Below are 16,920 nucleotides of genomic sequence, written 5' to 3' on the forward strand. Positions count from 1 at the left end.
TATGCTCGGATTCCGAGTTGTTCAGCCGCCGGAAGAATGAGTGATAATCATGGCCCGAAATCGAAATCTCATCTACGACCAGCTACTCGAAGTCGCGTCGAAATCCCGGCCGTGGATCGCCGACCATACTTCGGTCGCGGTACCGGTGGTGGACCACCGCGTCGAATTGTCCGACATCGCCGACGCGGCCGCGCGGGCGGCGACGATATTCGACGAGGCGGGCATCACCCCCGGCGATTATTGCGCGGTGTGGCTCGACGCCCCGCTCGACATCATGATCACCATCGCCGCGCTCACCGCGGTCGGCGGGGTGCCGGTGCTGATCAGCCCGGCCATCGACGCCGAGACGCTGGGTCGGATGCTGGAGCCGGTGTCGGTGGACCGCATCGTCACCACCGCCGACCGGCTCGCCAAATGCGAGCAGCTTGGCGTCTTCCGCCAGGCCGACGACTGGGCCGAGCTGGCGGCGCGCCTCCCGGCCACCGCGCCCCGGCGCACCAGCGCCGTCGCCATGCCCGGCAGCGCGCCCTACATCGTCACCCACACCTCGGGCACGACCGGCGTGCCGAAGCTGGTGCAGTACACCCGCCGGGCCACCGACAACCAGGGGTACGCGCAGGAGATCGGCGCGATCCTGGGTCGACTGCGCGGATACGCGGCGGTGGCCGTGTCGCCGGTGCACTTCCGCACGGTGACCGGTCTGCTGTGCGCGCTGCGCCGCGACGTGCCGCTACTGGTGCTCGCCGATCATTCCGCCGAGTCGGTCGGTCGGTTCGTCCGCCGCTACCGACCCATCTACCTCGAGGCCCACCCGAACACCTTCATGCAGTGGGAACACCTGGCCGACAATGGTTCCCTGGCCTCGATCCGCCACTACGTGAGCACCTTCGACGTGATCCACCCCGGCACCGTGCGGCGGCTGCTGGCGGGCAGCGAGTACCGGCTGGCCTCGTTCCTGGAGGCCTACGGCCAGTCCGAACTGGGCGGCATCGCGGCCAAGGTGCACTTCAAGGGCCTGGCCGGGCGCCGCTACGCCAGCATCGATCGGGTGCTCGCCGGACATTCCGCGGGCTGGACCGCGCCGGGCTACTCGCGGGCGCGCATCGTCGGTCCCGACGGTGTCCCGGTGCCCGCCGGAACACCCGGCCGCATCCAGGTGCGATCCGAGGGCCTGTTCCAGACCTACATCAACCGCCCCGAGGCGGCCGCGGCCAACCTCAGCGAGGACGGCTGGTGGGACACCGGCGATTACGGCAAGCGCACCCGCCTCGGCCGGATCATCCTGATCGACCGTCAGGTGGAGCGGATGTCGGTGATCCCCAGCGCCATCGCCATGGAAGACGTGCTGCTGGCCAGGATGCCGTGGCTGCTCGAGGCCATCGCGCTCGAGCACGAGGGTCGGGTGGTGCCCGTGATCGCCTTGCGCGCGGGCGAATTCGATGAGGCCACCTGGCGCGCGGCGGTGGCCGATCTGCCCCGGCTGGCACCGCCCGTCGTGCTGGACTTCCACGATTTCCCCCGGACCGCGACCGGGAAGATCCAGCGCTCGGCGCTGTCGCGACTGCTCTCGCATCAGGGCTGACCGGCCCGGACGCACCACTCTCACCAGGGATTCGACATGACCACTGACACCATGCGGTCGCCCCGCGGTGCCCTCGGAGACAAGGCTGGCGCCTATTTCCGGTTGGGCAAGCTGCGGGTCTACCACCACCTCTACGCCTGGCTACTCGCCGTGCTGCTGCTCGTGCACGACGACGTGAGCAGGCCGGGTGCCGCCGTCGCGCTGGGTCTCATGCTGCTCGGCATGATCGCGATGAAGGTCTCGGGCTGCGCCGCCGACGATGTCGTCGGGCTGCGCGACGGCACCGACGCCCAGAACTACGGCAGCGGCGGCCACCTGCCGAAATCCAACAAGCCGCTGCTGTCCGGCCGGATCACCGAACGCGAGGCCGTCGTCTTCGCCGTGGTCACCGGGTTGATCGCGCTCAGCTCCGGGGTGGCGCTGCTGGTGCCCCTCGGTGGCGACGTGCCGCTGCCGTTCCTGCTGGCGTACCTGGCCGTGGTGGCGATCGCGGTGCAGTACTCGTGGCTGCTGAAGTTCAGCTACCGACCGGGCGGGCTGGAGTTCGCCTTCTTCCTGGTCTACGCCGGTGAGGTGATCGGCACCTACTGGCTGATCGCGCGGCAGTGGACCGCCGATGTGCTGCTGATCGGCGCGCTGGTCGGGGTCTGCATGCTGCTGGTGGCGGCCTACGCCAACTTCGGCGACCGGGTCGGCGACCTGGCCTCGGGCCGTCGCACCCTCGCCGCCGTCACCCCGCCGGGGGTCTACCGCGCCCTGATCGGCGCGCTCTCGGCGCTGAGCCTGATCCTGCTGGTCGCGCCGTTCGTGATCGGCTCGCTGAATCCGTGGCTGGTGGTCTGTGTGCTGCCCGCGATCGCGTTGCGGGTCCAGCAGATCCGCGTCGGTCTGCTGCGCGGACAGACCCAGCCCGCCGTGGTGCTCGGCTTCCGCAACACCGATGCCGTCGGGCTCGGACTGGCCCTGGCGCTGGTGCTGTCGTGAACATCCAGCGCACCGTCAAGGTGCTCCGATCGCTGGTGATCCTGGCCCGGCGCGGCTTCATCCACCCGCTCAACCTGGCCGCCGACGCCAGGACCGCCGCCATCGCCCAGCGCTGCGGCCCGTTCCCGGCCATGATCAGCTACACCGCCCGCTACGAACCGGACCGCCCGGCCCTGGTCGACGGTCGCGGCACGCTCAGCTACGGCGCGCTCGATCGGCGCTCCAACGCGCTGGCTCGTGGTCTGAGCGCGGCGGGTATCGGTCCCGGTGACATCGCCGGGGTGCTGGCCCGCGATCATCGCGGCCTGGTCGCGGCCATGATCGCGACCGGCAAGCTGGGCGTGCGGCTGGTCATCCTGAACACCGGATTCGGCGGACCGCAGCTGCGTGATGTCGCCACCCGCGAGGGCGTCACCGTGCTGTTCCACGACGACGAATTCGACGCCGTCGCCGCCGAACTCCCCACCGACATCACCCGGTTCCACACCTGGAACCACAGGCCCGCCGCCGCGGACGGACCGCGCTCGGTCGAGGACGTGATCGCCGCCAACTCGACCGACCCGCTGCCGCTGCCCGCCGAGACCGGCGGCCTGGTGCTGCTCACCAGCGGCACCACCGGGACACCCAAAGGCGCGGTCCGCAAGAAGATCTCGCCCTTGCAGTCGGCGCAGGTCCTCGACCGCATCCCGCTCACCCGGGGTGGGACGATGGTGATCGCGGCCCCGCTGTTCCACGCGACCGGTCTGGGCCAGTTCTCCTTCGCCATGTCGCTGGGCAAGACCGTGGTGTTCGGCCGTGGCAAGTTCGACGCGGAGTACACGCTGGGGCAGGTAGCCCGGCATCGCGCCGACACCCTGGTGCTGGTCCCCACCATGCTCAGCCGCATCATCGCTCTCGGACCGGAAGTGCTGGCGCGCCATGATGTCTCGTCGCTGCGGGTGATCGCCAGCGGTGGCTCGGCGATCTCGCCCGGCCTGTGCTCGGCCACCATCGCCGCGTTCGGTGACGTCCTGCACAACAACTACGGCGCCACCGAGGTCGCCACGGTCGCGGTGGCCACCCCTGCCGAATTGCGCAGGGCCCCGGGTACGGTCGGACGACCACCGATCGGCGTGCGGGTCGCGCTCTACGACCCGTCGGGCCGCCGAATCACCGAACCCGACACGCCGGGAACGATCTTCGTCGCCAACGAGCTGAGCTTCGGCGGCTACACCGACGGCCGGGACAAGGACCGACGCGACGGGATGATCTCCACCGGCGACATCGGCCACTTCGACCGCTCGGGTCTGCTGTTCGTCGACGGACGCGACGACGACATGATCGTCTCCGGCGGCGAGAACGTCTACCCGGCCGAGGTGGAGAATCTGCTGGTGGATCGCGGCGATATCGCCGACGCGGCGGTCATCGGGGTGCCCGATGGCGATTTCGGTCAGCGTTTACGCGCCTTCGTGGTGGCCCGCGCGGGCGCCGAACTCGACGCCGACGATATTCGCGCCTACGTCAAATCGCAGCTGGCGCGCTACAAGGTGCCCCGCGATGTGGTGGTGGTCGAGGAGATCCCGCGAAATGGTTCGGGAAAGATCGTCAGATCGCGATTGGCGGAATTCGAAGTGAAAGCGTCGTCCTGAATATCCATCGCGAATGAACGAAAGAAGCCCCACCGGCTGCGGTGGGGCTTCTTTTTCGCGGGTATCGCGGCGGATATTCGTCAGAGCACGGCGGCGGGAATCAGCGTGAGCAGCACGACGAAGTGCACGGCGTACTGCGCGACCATGTAGGCCTGGTACGGCAGACGACGGCCCGACCTGGTGTCGGCGCGTGCGGTGGCCGCGGCGAACGCGATCACCCCGAGCGCCCCGGCGACCAGCGCGAACGCGGAGGGCAGCAGCACCGGCGCCACGGTCAGCGCGGCCGTGAGGTACCCACCGGCGATCAGCGCCGCGTTCACCCCGGCCAGCACCCGCACCCGCAGCGCGCCCCAGACGACCGCGGGCGTCCGGCGCCCGGCGGCCGCGTCACCCTCGACATCGGAGAGGTCCTTGACCACGGCACCGACTCCGGCCATCCACAGCGACATCGCCGCCCCGAGCACCAGCACCGGCAGGCCGCCCAGCCCGCCTGCGGCCTGCCAGCCCGCCGCGTAGGTCAGCACACCCGAGCCCAGGACCAGCAGCGCGGCGGTGTCACCACGGCGTTTGCCATAGAACGGCGCGCCCGAATAGGCGTAGCCGAGCGCCAGATTGCCCAGTACCAGCAGCATCAACAGCCCACTCGGGTCCACCGCCCAGGCCAGCAGCGTCGCCGTCACCGCCGCACCGGCGACCCCGGCCAGCGCGACCGGCACCGGCAGCGAACCTCGACTGATCGGCCGGGTGGAACCGTTGGCCCGGTCCTCGGTGCGGTCCATCACGCCGTTGAAGACATAGGCCGCGATCGTGCTCAGCAGCCAGGCCACCGCCGCCGCCCACACCGTGGGGCCGAGGACCGCCGCGCCCAGCGCCGCGGCGGTGCAGAAACGCACCAGGAAGATGATCTGAACCGATACCCGCGATTCCTGGATGATGTCTCGGGAAATTCGGGCGAATACTGTCCAGGCGATGTTTTCGGCCGGAATTCGAACTGCTGCGATACCCCTCTGCATACCGAACGACGCTATTCAGAATTTCCCGTCTCGAATATTCCCCGTATGCGGTACTACCGCGGGCACGAAAAGGATGACCACCGGTATTGAAAGGAGTATCGGCGCATCACACCGATGCTACTTTCGCAGCATCCGGGCTGTGGTGGGTTCGACGGAACTCGGTGATCGCCTAGGGTGAGCACTCGTATCCGAGCCGGAAATTCAACAGAACGGAGGCGTCGCCATGGTGGACGACCCACCCCGGGTGGCCATCGTCGTCGGTGCGGGCAGCAGCCTGGGCGCGGCGGTGGTGCATCGGCTGGCGGGCCGCGGTTTCGTCATCGCCATGGTCGACCTGCGGGCCTCGTGGTGTGACACCTCGCTGGACGCGCTGGGTCCGACGCACCCACGCCCCTGGGCTTTCGGCGCCGACGTGCGCTACCTGCACGAGGCCGAAGCCGCGGTGACCCGCGTCGCCGAAACACTGGGACCGCCTGCGGTCGTGGTGAATACGCAGTTCCCCGGCCGCGACGACAGCCCGGCGAGCGCGCGCAAACCGGGCCTGCGGGCCCCGCTGCTGGTCAGCCGCGCGGCGGGCCGCTACCTGGCCGACTCCGGCGAGGGCCGCGTGGTCAATGTGGCCCAGACCGGCCGCGCGCACGGTCATCCCGCCGAGGGACCGGCGCCGCGCGCCGAGGTGCACGCGGTGACCACCACCCTCGACGAGGAGCTCGGCGCACGCGGGGTCAGCGTGAACACCGTTGTCGCCGAGGTGGATTGCCCCGGTGAGCCGGTGGCGGCCGGAACATCGGCCCTGCCCGAGTGCTGCGCGGCGAGCGTCGAGGAGACCGCCGACTGGGTGGACTACCTGGTGTCGGAAGCGGGCCAGCACATCAGCGGCCGCGTCTTCGCCAGTGGTGAGCCGGTGCCGCAATCACCGCCACGCCCGGTCGCCGAGCGGTGAGCCGCCCTGGCCGGGAATGAGCGACAGTTCGACGGCGCGGTTCACCGCGTCGATCCGGGAGACGGCATCCAGCTTCGCGAAGATGTTGCGCAGGTGCCGTTTCACGGTCGCCTCGGTGATGCCGAGGCTGCTCGCGATCTGCCGGTTGCTGCGGGCCTCGGCCACCAGCACCAGCACCTCCCGCTCCCGCGCGGAGAGCACGGTCGATTCCTCGGGTTCCTCGGCGCGGGCGAACAGGCTCGCCGGTGACACCGACAGCGTGATGGTCTGCGGGCCCTCGCCCACCGATTGCCGGATGGCCGAGATCAGCGTCTGCCTGCCCGCCCCCTTGTGCAGATAGCCGCGCACACCCAGCGACAGCAACTGCTGCACCAACTGCTGCCCGTCGTGCATGCTCAGCACGATGATCCGCAGGGCCGGGTCCTGGGCGAGCAGACGGCGCACCGTCTCGGGCGGATCGCTCTGCGGCATCTCCAGATCCAGCAGCAGCACATCGGGGCGATGCTCGGCGGCCAGCTCGATGGCGGCGGTGCCGGTGCCCGCCTGCACCACCACCTCGAAATCGGGTTCGGCGCGCAACAGATCGCACAGCGCCTCGCGCAGCAGGGTGTGGTCGTCGGCGACCAGGATGCGGATCGGCTGGCTCATCGGGTGCTGTTCTCCTGGCCGATCGGAATCCAGAGCGTCACGCGGGTGCCGCGGCCCGGCGCGGAATCGATGTTCACCGTGCCGCCCACCAGCTCGCAGCGTTCCTGCAGGATCAGCAGCCCGTTGCCGCCGCCCGTCGCCCGCTGCGCGCGCACGTCGAAACCCTTTCCGTTGTCGATGATCTCGGCGTGCACTTCGTGCGGCGCGAGGTGGATGTGCACGTCGACGTTGGCGGCCCCGGCGTGGTTGAAGCTGTTGCGCAGGCATTCGCGCACCATGATGAACAGTTCCTCGGTGATCGCGGCCGGAATCCAGTCGTCACCGCCGCGCACCCAGATCTGCAGCGGCGCGCCCGAGGGACCGAGGGAGGCCGCGAAACCGCGCAGCGCGGTCTCCAGCGAGCCGGACACACTCGGCGTTCGCAGTTCGCTGGCGAGTTCGCGGCTGCGGGTGATGGTCTCCAGGATGGCGGCCTTGGCCAGGCGCACATGCCGTGAGCCCGCGCCGTCGCCCGCCCGTTCGCATTCCAGTTCGTAGAGCTCGATCTGGCGCAGCGCCAGGCCGACGGAATTGCCGATGTGGTCGTGGATCTCGCGGGCCAGTCCGCGCTGACCCTGCTCGTGCACTTCCCGCACGCGTTGCAGCAGGAAGGCGTCGTAGCCGATCGAGCCGGATTCCAGACGCAGGCCGATGCCGCGCTGCAGGGCCAGTACCGCGGCCACGAGATCGGCTTGCGGCGCGCCGAGGTGGGCGGCGCACTCGGCGAGCACGGTGACACCCAGCTCGGCGAGGAGATTGCCCGCCCGCACCGAATGCGTCGGATGGGCACCCTGCCTGACTCTTTCGGTTCCCAGGTCGTAGACGTCGGTGATGTGCGCGACGGTGACCTCGCCGAGCGCGAGGCTGCGCGCGCAGTCGTCGAAGATGCGCCGCGCCTGCAGACCGCACTGGCCCCAGGCAGCCTCGGAGGTGAGCGGGCTGCCGATCTCGTCGAGCCCCGCGCGGTAGCGTTCGAGCAGCTCAGGGATGCGGGCGGTGAACAGCTCGGCGAGTTCGGTGCTCCGGCCGGTATCGAGATGATCGTTCGACACCGGCCCCCCAGACGCGTCGTTACCGATCACAAGTTCCCCCCTATCTCCGTGCTCACCTCCTGCAAACAGGCGCGCGCGGACTCGGCCTCGAGCTCGCACGCATACTACCCTGGCCAGCTCGGCACATGCAGCATTCCGGTATCGAAAAGCCTATTCGGAGAACAACATTCGATACCTCGAATTCGCACCCTTGGACGGATTGGCCCGCCCCGGCCCGTCGGCTTTGCTTGCACCGATGGACAACGCGGGGGTCGACCCCGTGCGCTCGGTTCGGATGGATGGACGCAGCATGGTTGGTATCAGAATTCTCGGTCCGCTCGAGATCGAAGGGCTCGCCGGACCGGCGCGGGTCGACTCCTATCGTCAGCGTGCCGCACTGGGCTTGCTCGCGCTGAACGCGAACCGCCTGACCTCGGTCGAGGCCATGATCGACGCGGTCTGGGACGGTCAACCGCCGACCACCGCGCGCTCGCAGATCCAGATCTGCGTCTCGGCCCTGCGCCGGGTACTCACCGACAGCGGGTGTCCGGCGGGCATCGAGACCCGCTCGCCCGGCTATCGACTACTCATCGAACGCGCCGACCTCGACAGCGAGCGGTTCGAGGACCTGGTCACCCTCGCCCGCGCGCAGGAGGGCGACGGCGATCCGACCGCGGCGATGGTGACCCTGCGCCGCGCGCTCCCGCTGTGGCGCGGACCGCTGCTCGCCGACACCCCCAGCGCCCACATCCAGCGCATCGCGCACCGCTTCACCGAGCGCCGGGTGGCCGCGCAACTGTCGGTGTCGCGGATCGGGCTGGAGCTGGGCCGGGACCGCGAGATCATCCCCGAGCTGCGCGAACACATCGACGCCTACCCGCTGCGCGAGGAGGCCTACGGCTACCTGATGCTCGCGCTGCACCGCTGCGGCCGCTCCGCCGAGGCGCTCGAGGTGTACCAGCAGGCCCGCTCCGCGCTGATCCAACAGGTGGGCCTGGAACCGTCCGAGGATCTGCGCGGACTGGAGCGCGCCATCCTCGGCGGCGGCGCGCCACTGGCACGGCCCGCCTGGTTCGAGCCCGTCCTCCGCGCGGGCTGATGCCACCTGGACCGATGATCGCCACGCTCCGGTGGCGGCTGCGTCCCAGCGGACGCCGCCGTGACGGCGTGGTGATCAGCTGTCCAGCACTATCGGGATGCGCGCAGGGCCTGGATTTCGGTGAGGTCGTAGCGGGCCCGGTGGGGCGTGCCGTAGCGGGTGAGTTTGCCGCGCCGGGCCCACTGGCGGATGGTGGCCGGGGCGACACCAGCCGCGAGCGCGGCCAGGTCGGTGGGGACGAGCGCGCGCGTCATGCGACCCGCTCCGCGGTGCCGACCTGCGCGTGTCGCAGACCGAGCCACTCCTGGGGCGGCACGGCATGACCGGCCGTGCAGCGCACGTGTCCGCCGGGTGCGGCGCCGAGCTCGGCGTACACCGCGCACTCGCAGCCGGGCCGCGCGCATCGGCCCACCTCGATCCGCTCCGGCGCCGGATCGATGGCGGCCGTGGCCCTGACGTGCAGGTCGGCGAACTCCTCGATCGCGTCCGCCACGGCCGGATGCGCCGCCAGCCACTCCCGGTGCTCGACCAGGAACTCCACCAGGTGGTGCACGGTCCGGCGCGGACGCCTGCTCGGGCGCGCCTCGTCGACGACCAGGGCGGCCCACGATTCGGCCAAGGCCGCGATCTCGGCGCGCGCGGTCACCAGCGCGTCGGCCAGCGCGATCCCGTGCCGCCTGCCCCCGCGCCGCCGCGGCAGCGCGCGGGTGCGCTCGCCCTGCAGGAGTTCGCCGCAGCGGTGGTAGTCGCGCGGCAGCTGCCGCAGCGTCTCGGTGAAGGCGGCCAGACAGCCGGAACACACCCGGGCTCCCCCGGGCCGGGTGCCACCGCGTCGGCAGGTCGGACTCTCGCACAGTGCCTCGGACATCTCGACTCTCCTTGGTCCGTTCTCGGCTGGGCACCCTCCACAGTCACAGGCGCGGGTATCGCGCGGCCACCGTCGCCGTCTCGCGTCCTGATAGCGCCGAAAAAGCCGGTCGGGGTAGGGGCGGGGCGGGCAGAATGCGGGCATGATCGACTTCACAGTGCCCGAGGACCTCGCCGCTCTGCGCGATCGTGTGCGCGCGTTCGTGGTCGAGCGGATCGTGCCGTTCGAGCGGGATGCGCGGCTCACCCAGCACGGGCCGACCGATGAGTTACGGGCCGAGCTGGTCGGTTTGGCGCGGTCGGAAGGTCTGCTGACGGTGCAGGCGCCCGAGGAGTTCGGTGGGCTGGGGTTGAGTCATGTCGGGCAGGCCGTGGTGTACGAGGCGGCGGGGTGGTCGACGCTGGGGCCGGTCGCGATGAACTGCGCGGCGCCCGACGAAGGGAACATGTTCCTGCTCGGGAAGGTCGCCGACGCGGAGCAGGCCGAGCGGTATCTGCTGCCGGTGATCCGGGGCGAGCAGCGGTCGGTGTTCGCGATGACCGAGCCGGACGGGGCGGGTTCGGACCCGGGTCAGCTGCGCACCGAGGCGGTGTTCGACGGCGAGAACTTCGTGCTCAACGGGCGCAAATGGCTCATCACCGGCGCCGACGGGGCCAAGACCTGGATCATCATGGCCAAGCTGGCCGACAACCCGCACCTGCCCGCGGGCCCCACGCTGTTCCTGGCCGACGGTGACGCCGAGGGCATCGTCATCGAGCGGATCATGAACACGATGGACCGCAACTACGTCGGCGGGCACGCGGTGGTGCGGTTCGAGAACCTCACCCTGCCCGCCTCGGCCGTGCTCGGACGTACCGGCCAGGCCCTGCGCTACGCCCAGCTGCGGCTGGCCCCGGCCCGGCTCACCCACTGCATGCGCTGGCTGGGCGCGGCCGAACGCGCGCAGAGCATCGCGCTGGACTACGCGCGCACCCGCACCGCGTTCGGCAAGCCGATCGGCGAGCACGAGGGCGTGTCGTTCATGCTGGCCGACAACGAGGTGGCGCTGCATCAGTGCCGGTTGACGATCTGGCACAGCTGTTGGCTGATGGATCAGGGTCAGCAGGCCAGGCACGAGTCGTCGATGGCCAAGTCGTACGTGTCCGAGGAACTGTTCAAGGTCACCGACCGGTGTGTGCAGATCCTCGGTGGCATCGGGATCAGCGACGAGACGGTGGTCGAGATGCTGTTCCGGGACATGCGCGCGTTCCGGCTCTACGACGGGCCGACCGAAGTGCACAAGTACGCGATCGGCAGGCATCTGCTGCGCGAGCGCTAGTACCATTCGGCCCATGAGTTCGGAACTGCTCGTCGACGTCGCAGGCGGCGTCGCCGTGCTCACGCTCAACCGTCCCGCTCAGCAGAACGCCGTCACCCCCACGATGGCCGCCGAGCTGAGCGCCGCGCTGCGCCGCTGCGATTCCGAGGACGCCATCCGCGCCGTCGTCATCACCGGCACCGCCCCCGCCTTCTGCGCCGGAGCCGACCTGTCGGCGCGGGCCGGTGAGGTGAGCGCGACCCTGGACCCGCCGCCCTGGCAGGTCCGCAAGCCGGTGATCGCGGCGGTGAACGGGCACGCGGTCGGCATCGGGCTGGCGCTGGCCCTGCAGTGCGACCTGCGCTATTTCGCCCGCGACGCCGTCTACGGGCTGAGCCAGGTGCGCCGGGGCGTGCTCGCCGACGGCTACGCGCACTGGACCGTGCCGCGCCTGGCCGGGCTGGCCAATGCCGCCGACATCATGCTCACCGGCCGCACCTTCGACGGTGACGAGGCCAAGTCGATGGGCCTGGCCAATGCCAGCCTGCCCGCGGGCGAGGTGCTGCCCACGGCCATGTCGGTGGCCCACGACATCGCCGGTGGACCGGCGCCGCTGCCGGTGGCGCTGTCCAAGCGGCTGATCTGGGAGAGCCTGGGCATGACCCCGGCCGTGGTCGGCCAGCTCGAGTCCGAGCTGAACGCGCATGTCGCCAAGAGTGTCGACGGCGGCGAGGCGATGGCGGCCTTCCGGGAACGGCGTCAGCCGAACTGGACCGGCAGCATCAGCGGCGAATGGCCCGCCTGGGACGCCGAGGGCGAACGCCGCGGCCTCGAGGACTGACTAGAAGTTCCCGTTGCAGGAACCGGCCAGATACAGCAGCGCGAACAGGATCATCAGGATGGTGCCGATGACACCCGCGATGTACCCGATCAGCACCTGCGACCGGCCGCTGAGCGCACCGTAGGACGAGTCGATCTGGTTGAGCGCCCGCTTGCCGAGCACCCACGCGACCGGCCCGAAGATCCCACAGCAGAACGGGCTGAGCAGCCCGAGCACGAGGATCAGGTTCGCCTGCGGGTGCTCGACCGTCTCGCCGATCGGCTGATAGGGAATGGCCACGGATCGAATTCTACGGCGAGAGAGCGGATTTGCGCGTCATCCGCGCGCACTCAGCCCAGACGGCGCTGTCGGGCGATGTCGGCGAGGACGACACCGGCCGCGACCGAGGCGTTGAGCGACTCCACCGGACCGGCCATCGGGATGCTCAGGATCGAGTCGCAGTTCTCGCGCACCAGCCGCGACAGACCCTTGCCCTCGGACCCCACGACGACCACCGTCGGCATGCTGCCGTCGAATTCGTCCAGCGGCGTGTCGCCCCCGGCGTCGAGGCCCACGATCTGGAAGCCCTGCGACGCCCAGTCCTTGAGCGTGCGGGTCAGGTTGGTGGCCCTGGCGACGGGCAGCCGCGCCGCCGCGCCCGCGCTGGTGCGCCACGCCACGGCCGTCACGCTGGCGCTGCGCCGCTGCGGGATGACCACACCCTGACCACCGAACGCGGCCACCGAGCGGATCACCGCGCCGAGATTGCGCGGGTCGGAGATATTGTCCAGCGCGACCAGCAGACCCGGCTCACCGGAGACCTTCACCTTGTCGAGCAGGTCGTCCGGGTGGGCGTAGCGGTACGGCGGCACCTGCAGGGCCACGCCCTGGTGCAGACCGTTGGCGCTCAACCGGTCCAGATCGGTGCGCGGCACCTCGAGGATGGAGATCCCCAGATCGGCCGCGCGCTGCACGCTCTCGGAGAGGCGGTCGTCGTTCTCGGTGCCGACCGCCACGTACAGCGCGGTGGCGGGCACGTCGGCGCGCAGACACTCGAGCACGGGGTTGCGGCCGAGCACCAGCTCCGGGCCGTCGTCGGACTTGCGGCCCGCGCGCGGCACACCGGACTTGCCGGTGGGCCGGTTCTGCTGGGCCGCCTTGGCTTTGGCGGCCGCGGCCGCGCGCTTGGCGGCGGGGTGCTTGGTGCGCGCCTCGGCGGGCGGGGTCGCGCCCCGACCCTCGAGGCCGCGACGGCGCTTGCCGCCGGAACCGACGACGGCACCCTTCTTGGTGCCGCCCTTCCTGATCGCTCCGCGTCGCTGTGAATTGCCTGCCATCAGTTCGCCTTTCCGCTAGCTGCGCCCAGCGACCATTCCGGCCCCTGCGGGGTATCGGTGACCTCGATACCCGCCGCCACGAGCCGATCCCGTGCGGCATCGGCTTCTGTCCAGTTCTTCTCCGCCCGCGCGCTCGCCCGGCGGTCCAGCTCGGAGCGGACCAGCACGTCGAGCGCGTCGAAGGCCGCCGAGTTGTCGGCGGGGGCGTACCACTGCGGGTCCAGCGGGTCGACGCCGAGAATGCCCAGCATCGCGCGCACCTGCCCGGCCAGCTCCACCGCGGTCTCCAGCGCGCCGGACTCCATCGCCCGGTTGCCCTCGTGCACCACGTGGTGGATCTCGGCCAGCGCCTTCGGAATCGCCAGATCGTCGTCGAGGGCGGCGGCGAAGCCGTCGGTCCATTTGCCGACCGGCACCTCACCGGCACGATCGAGCACCCGCTGCACGAACGCCTCGATGCGCTGATAGGAGGCGACCGCGTCGTCGAGGGCCTTGTCGGAGTATTCGAGCATCGAGCGGTAATGCGCGCTGCCCAGATAGAAACGCAATTCCACCGGGCGCACCCGGGTAAGCACATTGGGCACCGAGAGCACATTGCCGAGCGACTTCGACATTTTCTCGCCGCCCATGGTCACCCAGCCGTTGTGCAGCCAGTAACGCGCGAATCCGTCGCCCGCCGCCTTGGACTGGGCGATCTCGTTCTCGTGGTGCGGGAAAATCAAATCCATGCCACCGCAATGGATATCGAATTCGCCACCCAGATAGAACTCGGCCATCGCGGAGCATTCCAGATGCCAGCCGGGGCGACCGGGGCCCCACGGCGACGGCCAACTCGGCTCGCCCGGCTTGGCCGACTTCCACAGCGTGAAATCGCGGGGATCGCGTTTGCCACGGGTGGGGGTTTCGCCCTGGTGCACGTCGTCGAGTTTGTGGCCGGACAGTTCGCCGTAGTTCGGCCAGCTCAGCACGTCGAAGTAGACGTCACCGTCGGCGGCGTAGGCGTGCCCGCGTTCGATCAGGCGCTGCATCAACCCGACCATCTGGGTGATGTGGCCGGTCGCGCGCGGTTCGGCCGAGGGCGGCAGCACGCCGAGCACCTCGTAGGCGGCGTCGAAGGCGCGCTCGTGGGTGGCGGCCCATTCCCACCACGGCCTGCCCGCCTCGGCGGCCTTGTTCAGGATCTTGTCGTCGATATCGGTGACATTGCGGATGAACCACACGTCGAAGTCGTGCGCGAGCAGCCACCGGCGCAGCACGTCGAAGGCGACGCCACTGCGGACATGTCCGATATGGGGCTGACCCTGCACGGTGGCCCCACACAGATACACCGAGGCACGGCCGGGGACCAGCGGGGTGAATTCCCGCAGGGTCCGCGTGTCGGTGTCAAAAAGGCGCAAGGTCACGGCATTCGATCCTAGTCGGTGGGATGGGCGTGCGATTGACCGGCCGGTGGTCGCCGGGCGGTTCGAGCGGCGAGCGGTGGCGGCGGAGTTCCGGCAGCCGTCAGGACCGCGGAATATCCGCCAACAGACAGGTGGCGATCGCGGCGACACCTTCGCCACGACCGGTCAGACCTAATCCATCGGTGGTCGTGCCGGACACCGACACGGGCGCGTCGAGTAATTCGCCGAGAGTTTTCTGCGCCTCGGCGCGGCGCGGGCCGATCTTGGGCCGGTTCCCGATGACCTGCACGGCCGCGTTGACCACCGAGAAACCCTCCTCGGCCAGCAGCCTGCGGACCTCGGTGAGCATGGCGGCACCGGTGACCCCGGCCCATTCCGGACGGCCGACGCCGAAGACCGCGCCGACATCGCCGAGCCCGGCGGCCGACAGCAGCGCGTCGCACAGGGCGTGGGCGGCGACGTCACCGTCGGAGTGCCCGGCGCAACCGTCGGCGTCGGGGAACAGCAGACCGGCCATCCAGCAGGGACGACCGGGTTCGATGGGGTGCACGTCGCTGCCGATACCGACTCTCACCGGCCGACCGCCTGCTGGGTGCCTGCGGGCGACGCCGCTCGATCCTGGGTGGGTACGGCTCGGTCGGCCGAGGACGAGGTGCCGACGGCGTGGGCCGAATCCGTGCGGTGCTGCGCGTCCGCGACCTGGTCGGCGCGCAGCGCGTCGGCCAGGCGCAGGTCCAGCGGGGTGGTGATCTTGAAGGCCAGGGGGTCGCCCGCGACCGTGCGGACGGCGACGCCGAGGCGTTCGACCAGGCCCGCGTCGTCGGTGGCGGCGACCTCGGTGGCGTAGGCGCGGCGCAGCAGCTCGGCGTCGAAGCCCTGGGGGGTCTGGATGGCGCGTAGGTGGGCGCGCTCGGGGGTGCCGGTGACGACGCCCTGGTCGTCGACGGATTTGACGGTGTCGACCACGGGGAGCGCCGGAACGACGGCCCGCGCGCCCGCGCGCAGCTCGGCGGTCACCCTGGCGATCAGTTCCGGTGGGGTGAGCGCGCGAGCGGCGTCGTGGACGAGGTAGCACGCCGCGTCGGGTGCGGCCGCGATCCCGGCGCGCACCGAATCCGTGCGCTCGGCGCCGCCAACGACGACCTGCACCGGCACAGGGGGCATCGAACCGCCGGTCAGTGAGGTGGTGGACAGCAGAGCGGACGCGGCATCGACCAGCTCGGCGGGTACGACGACGACCACCCGGTGCACCGCACCGGACGCGATCAGCCCGTCGACCGCCAGTCGGACCATAGGTGTGCCGCCGACCGGGACGAACGCCTTCGGGGTGGATTCACCCAGGCGCACGCCACGACCGGCGGCAGGGACCAGTGCTACGACGGGTCGCACTTCTAGGAAGCCGCGGCGAGGACCTCGTCGAGCAGCGATTCGGCCTTGCCGTCGTCGGTGCCCTCGGCGAGCGCCAGCTCACCGACGAGGATCTGACGAGCCTTGGCCAGCATCCGCTTCTCACCGGCGGACAGCCCGCGATCCTGCTCACGACGCCACAGGTCACGCACGACCTCGGCCACCTTGTTCACATCGCCGGAGGCGAGCTTCTCGAGGTTGGCCTTGTACCGGCGGGACCAGTTGGTCGGCTCCTCCGTGTGTGGCGCGCGCAGCACCTGGAAGACGCGGTCGAGACCCTCCTGGCCGACGACGTCACGGACGCCGACGTATTCGGCGTTCTCTGCGGGAACCCGAACGGTCAGGTCGCCTTGCGCAACCTTCAGGACCAGATACTCTTTCTGCACACCCTTGATGGTGCGGGTCTCGATTGCTTCGATCAGCGCCGCTCCGTGGTGGGGGTAAACGACGGTGTCTCCGACCTTAAAAATCATGTGTCCCGTGCCCCTTTCGATGTTCACAGTTTAACATGCGACTCGATAACGGCGCGATCAACTGTGCAGGTCAGGGCCACAACGAGGCCATCCTAGGGGTTGACAAGAAAGATTCGGTGTGCATTGCGTTGTGCCAGAACGGGTTAACCGCCAGCACAGCGACCGATATCCGCGCGGCGGGCACCGGGCATCGATCCGGCAACCCCGCCCCGGACACCGAACTGTTACTTCCGCGCCCGCGCGTCGCGAGCCCGGACGCCACACGCGCGAAGCCAACTACTACGCTGCCTAGTTACTACCCTCCGCTCCCCTCATCGGGACGGAGTGAGCCCGGTCGACATGGAGGAC

17 protein-coding genes and 1 pseudogene are annotated in these 16,920 nt (G+C 70.0%); 7 read left to right on the plus strand and 11 right to left on the minus strand.

Going from position 1 to position 16,920, the window contains the following annotated elements; all coding sequences use genetic code 11:
• Positions 1-49: 49 nt before the first annotated feature.
• Genes QC180_RS00265 through QC180_RS00275 form a run of 3 tightly spaced genes read left to right on the plus strand, consistent with a single transcriptional unit; the run spans position 50 to position 4,194 of the window.
• The gene (locus QC180_RS00265; RefSeq protein WP_278260498.1) at positions 50-1,582 is read left to right on the plus strand and encodes an AMP-binding protein; all 1,533 of its coding nucleotides are present in this window, start codon (positions 50-52) and stop codon (positions 1,580-1,582) included.
• Positions 1,583-1,618: 36 nt separating this feature from the next.
• Positions 1,619-2,566 carry a UbiA family prenyltransferase gene (locus tag QC180_RS00270; RefSeq protein ID WP_278260499.1) on the plus strand — a complete coding sequence of 316 codons (948 nt, stop codon included), beginning with the start codon at positions 1,619-1,621 and terminating at the stop codon, positions 2,564-2,566.
• A complete protein-coding gene (locus QC180_RS00275; RefSeq protein ID WP_278260500.1) occupies positions 2,563-4,194 on the plus strand; it encodes an AMP-binding protein in 1,632 nt (543 codons plus the stop codon). The genes QC180_RS00270 and QC180_RS00275 overlap by 4 nt, the downstream gene beginning before the upstream one ends.
• A gap of 80 nt (positions 4,195-4,274) precedes the next feature.
• Here the strand turns inward: QC180_RS00275 and QC180_RS00280 are convergent, their stop codons facing one another.
• Entirely contained in the window at positions 4,275-5,087 is an 813-nt protein-coding gene (locus QC180_RS00280; protein ID WP_278260501.1) for a UbiA family prenyltransferase, read from the minus strand.
• Positions 5,088-5,430: 343 nt separating this feature from the next.
• Here QC180_RS00280 and QC180_RS00285 point away from each other — a divergent pair, with 343 nt between their 5' ends.
• Positions 5,431-6,150 (plus strand): SDR family NAD(P)-dependent oxidoreductase, encoded by a 720-nt coding sequence (locus QC180_RS00285; protein ID WP_278260502.1) that lies wholly within the window; start codon positions 5,431-5,433, stop codon positions 6,148-6,150.
• Here the strand turns inward: QC180_RS00285 and QC180_RS00290 are convergent.
• On the minus strand, positions 6,121-6,798 hold the full coding sequence (locus QC180_RS00290; protein ID WP_278260503.1) for a response regulator: 678 nt from the start codon (positions 6,796-6,798) through the stop codon (positions 6,121-6,123). The genes QC180_RS00285 and QC180_RS00290 overlap by 30 nt on opposite strands.
• Complete coding sequence (locus QC180_RS00295) at positions 6,795-7,889, minus strand: sensor histidine kinase (protein WP_278260504.1); 1,095 nt, start codon at positions 7,887-7,889, stop codon at positions 6,795-6,797. Before QC180_RS00295 ends, QC180_RS00290 begins: the two co-directional genes overlap by 4 nt.
• A 289-nt stretch (positions 7,890-8,178) precedes the next feature.
• Here QC180_RS00295 and QC180_RS00300 point away from each other — a divergent pair, with 289 nt between their 5' ends.
• Positions 8,179-8,967 (plus strand): AfsR/SARP family transcriptional regulator, encoded by a 789-nt coding sequence (locus tag QC180_RS00300; RefSeq protein WP_278260505.1) that lies wholly within the window; start codon positions 8,179-8,181, stop codon positions 8,965-8,967.
• An 89-nt stretch (positions 8,968-9,056) separates the two neighbouring features.
• Here the strand turns inward: QC180_RS00300 and QC180_RS00305 are convergent, their stop codons facing one another.
• Together QC180_RS00305 and QC180_RS00310 are read right to left on the minus strand one after the other, a co-directional pair.
• The gene (locus QC180_RS00305; protein ID WP_278260506.1) at positions 9,057-9,221 is read right to left on the minus strand and encodes a MerR family transcriptional regulator; all 165 of its coding nucleotides are present in this window, start codon (positions 9,219-9,221) and stop codon (positions 9,057-9,059) included.
• Positions 9,218-9,835, minus strand: a complete 618-nt coding sequence (locus QC180_RS00310; protein WP_278260507.1) for a hypothetical protein — start codon at positions 9,833-9,835, stop codon at positions 9,218-9,220. Before QC180_RS00310 ends, QC180_RS00305 begins: the two co-directional genes overlap by 4 nt.
• A 142-nt stretch (positions 9,836-9,977) precedes the next feature.
• Here QC180_RS00310 and QC180_RS00315 point away from each other — a divergent pair, with 142 nt between their 5' ends.
• Together QC180_RS00315 and QC180_RS00320 are read left to right on the plus strand one after the other, a co-directional pair.
• Positions 9,978-11,153, plus strand: a complete 1,176-nt coding sequence (locus QC180_RS00315) for an acyl-CoA dehydrogenase family protein (RefSeq protein ID WP_278260508.1) — start codon at positions 9,978-9,980, stop codon at positions 11,151-11,153.
• 13 nt (positions 11,154-11,166) lie between these two features.
• On the plus strand, positions 11,167-11,973 hold the full coding sequence (locus QC180_RS00320) for an enoyl-CoA hydratase/isomerase family protein (protein WP_278260509.1): 807 nt from the start codon (positions 11,167-11,169) through the stop codon (positions 11,971-11,973).
• Here QC180_RS00320 and QC180_RS00325 read toward each other — a convergent pair whose 3' ends face one another.
• The 6 genes and pseudogenes from QC180_RS00325 to carD form a co-directional block, all read right to left on the minus strand.
• On the minus strand, positions 11,974-12,252 hold the full coding sequence (locus QC180_RS00325; protein ID WP_278260510.1) for a DUF4190 domain-containing protein: 279 nt from the start codon (positions 12,250-12,252) through the stop codon (positions 11,974-11,976). It abuts the gene before it with no gap.
• Between the two features lie 50 nt (positions 12,253-12,302).
• On the minus strand, positions 12,303-13,289 hold the full coding sequence (gene rlmB / locus QC180_RS00330) for a 23S rRNA (guanosine(2251)-2'-O)-methyltransferase RlmB (RefSeq protein WP_278260511.1): 987 nt from the start codon (positions 13,287-13,289) through the stop codon (positions 12,303-12,305).
• Positions 13,289-14,692: a cysteine--tRNA ligase gene (cysS, locus tag QC180_RS00335; RefSeq protein ID WP_278260512.1), complete on the minus strand. Its 1,404-nt coding sequence runs from the start codon at positions 14,690-14,692 to the stop codon at positions 13,289-13,291. Before cysS ends, rlmB begins: the two co-directional genes overlap by 1 nt.
• A gap of 100 nt (positions 14,693-14,792) precedes the next feature.
• Positions 14,793-15,266, minus strand: a complete 474-nt coding sequence (gene ispF, locus QC180_RS00340; RefSeq protein WP_278260513.1) for a 2-C-methyl-D-erythritol 2,4-cyclodiphosphate synthase — start codon at positions 15,264-15,266, stop codon at positions 14,793-14,795.
• 137 nt (positions 15,267-15,403) lie between these two features.
• Positions 15,404-16,081 (minus strand): annotated as a pseudogene (gene ispD, locus QC180_RS00345) (2-C-methyl-D-erythritol 4-phosphate cytidylyltransferase); the annotation flags it as partial.
• Positions 16,082-16,083: 2 nt separating this feature from the next.
• Entirely contained in the window at positions 16,084-16,572 is a 489-nt protein-coding gene (gene carD / locus QC180_RS00350; RefSeq protein ID WP_019044685.1) for an RNA polymerase-binding transcription factor CarD, read from the minus strand.
• Between the last annotated feature and the right edge of the window lie 348 nt (positions 16,573-16,920).

This window comes from Nocardia anocheti (assembly GCF_029675105.1).
GTDB lineage: Bacteria > Actinomycetota > Actinomycetes > Mycobacteriales > Mycobacteriaceae > Nocardia.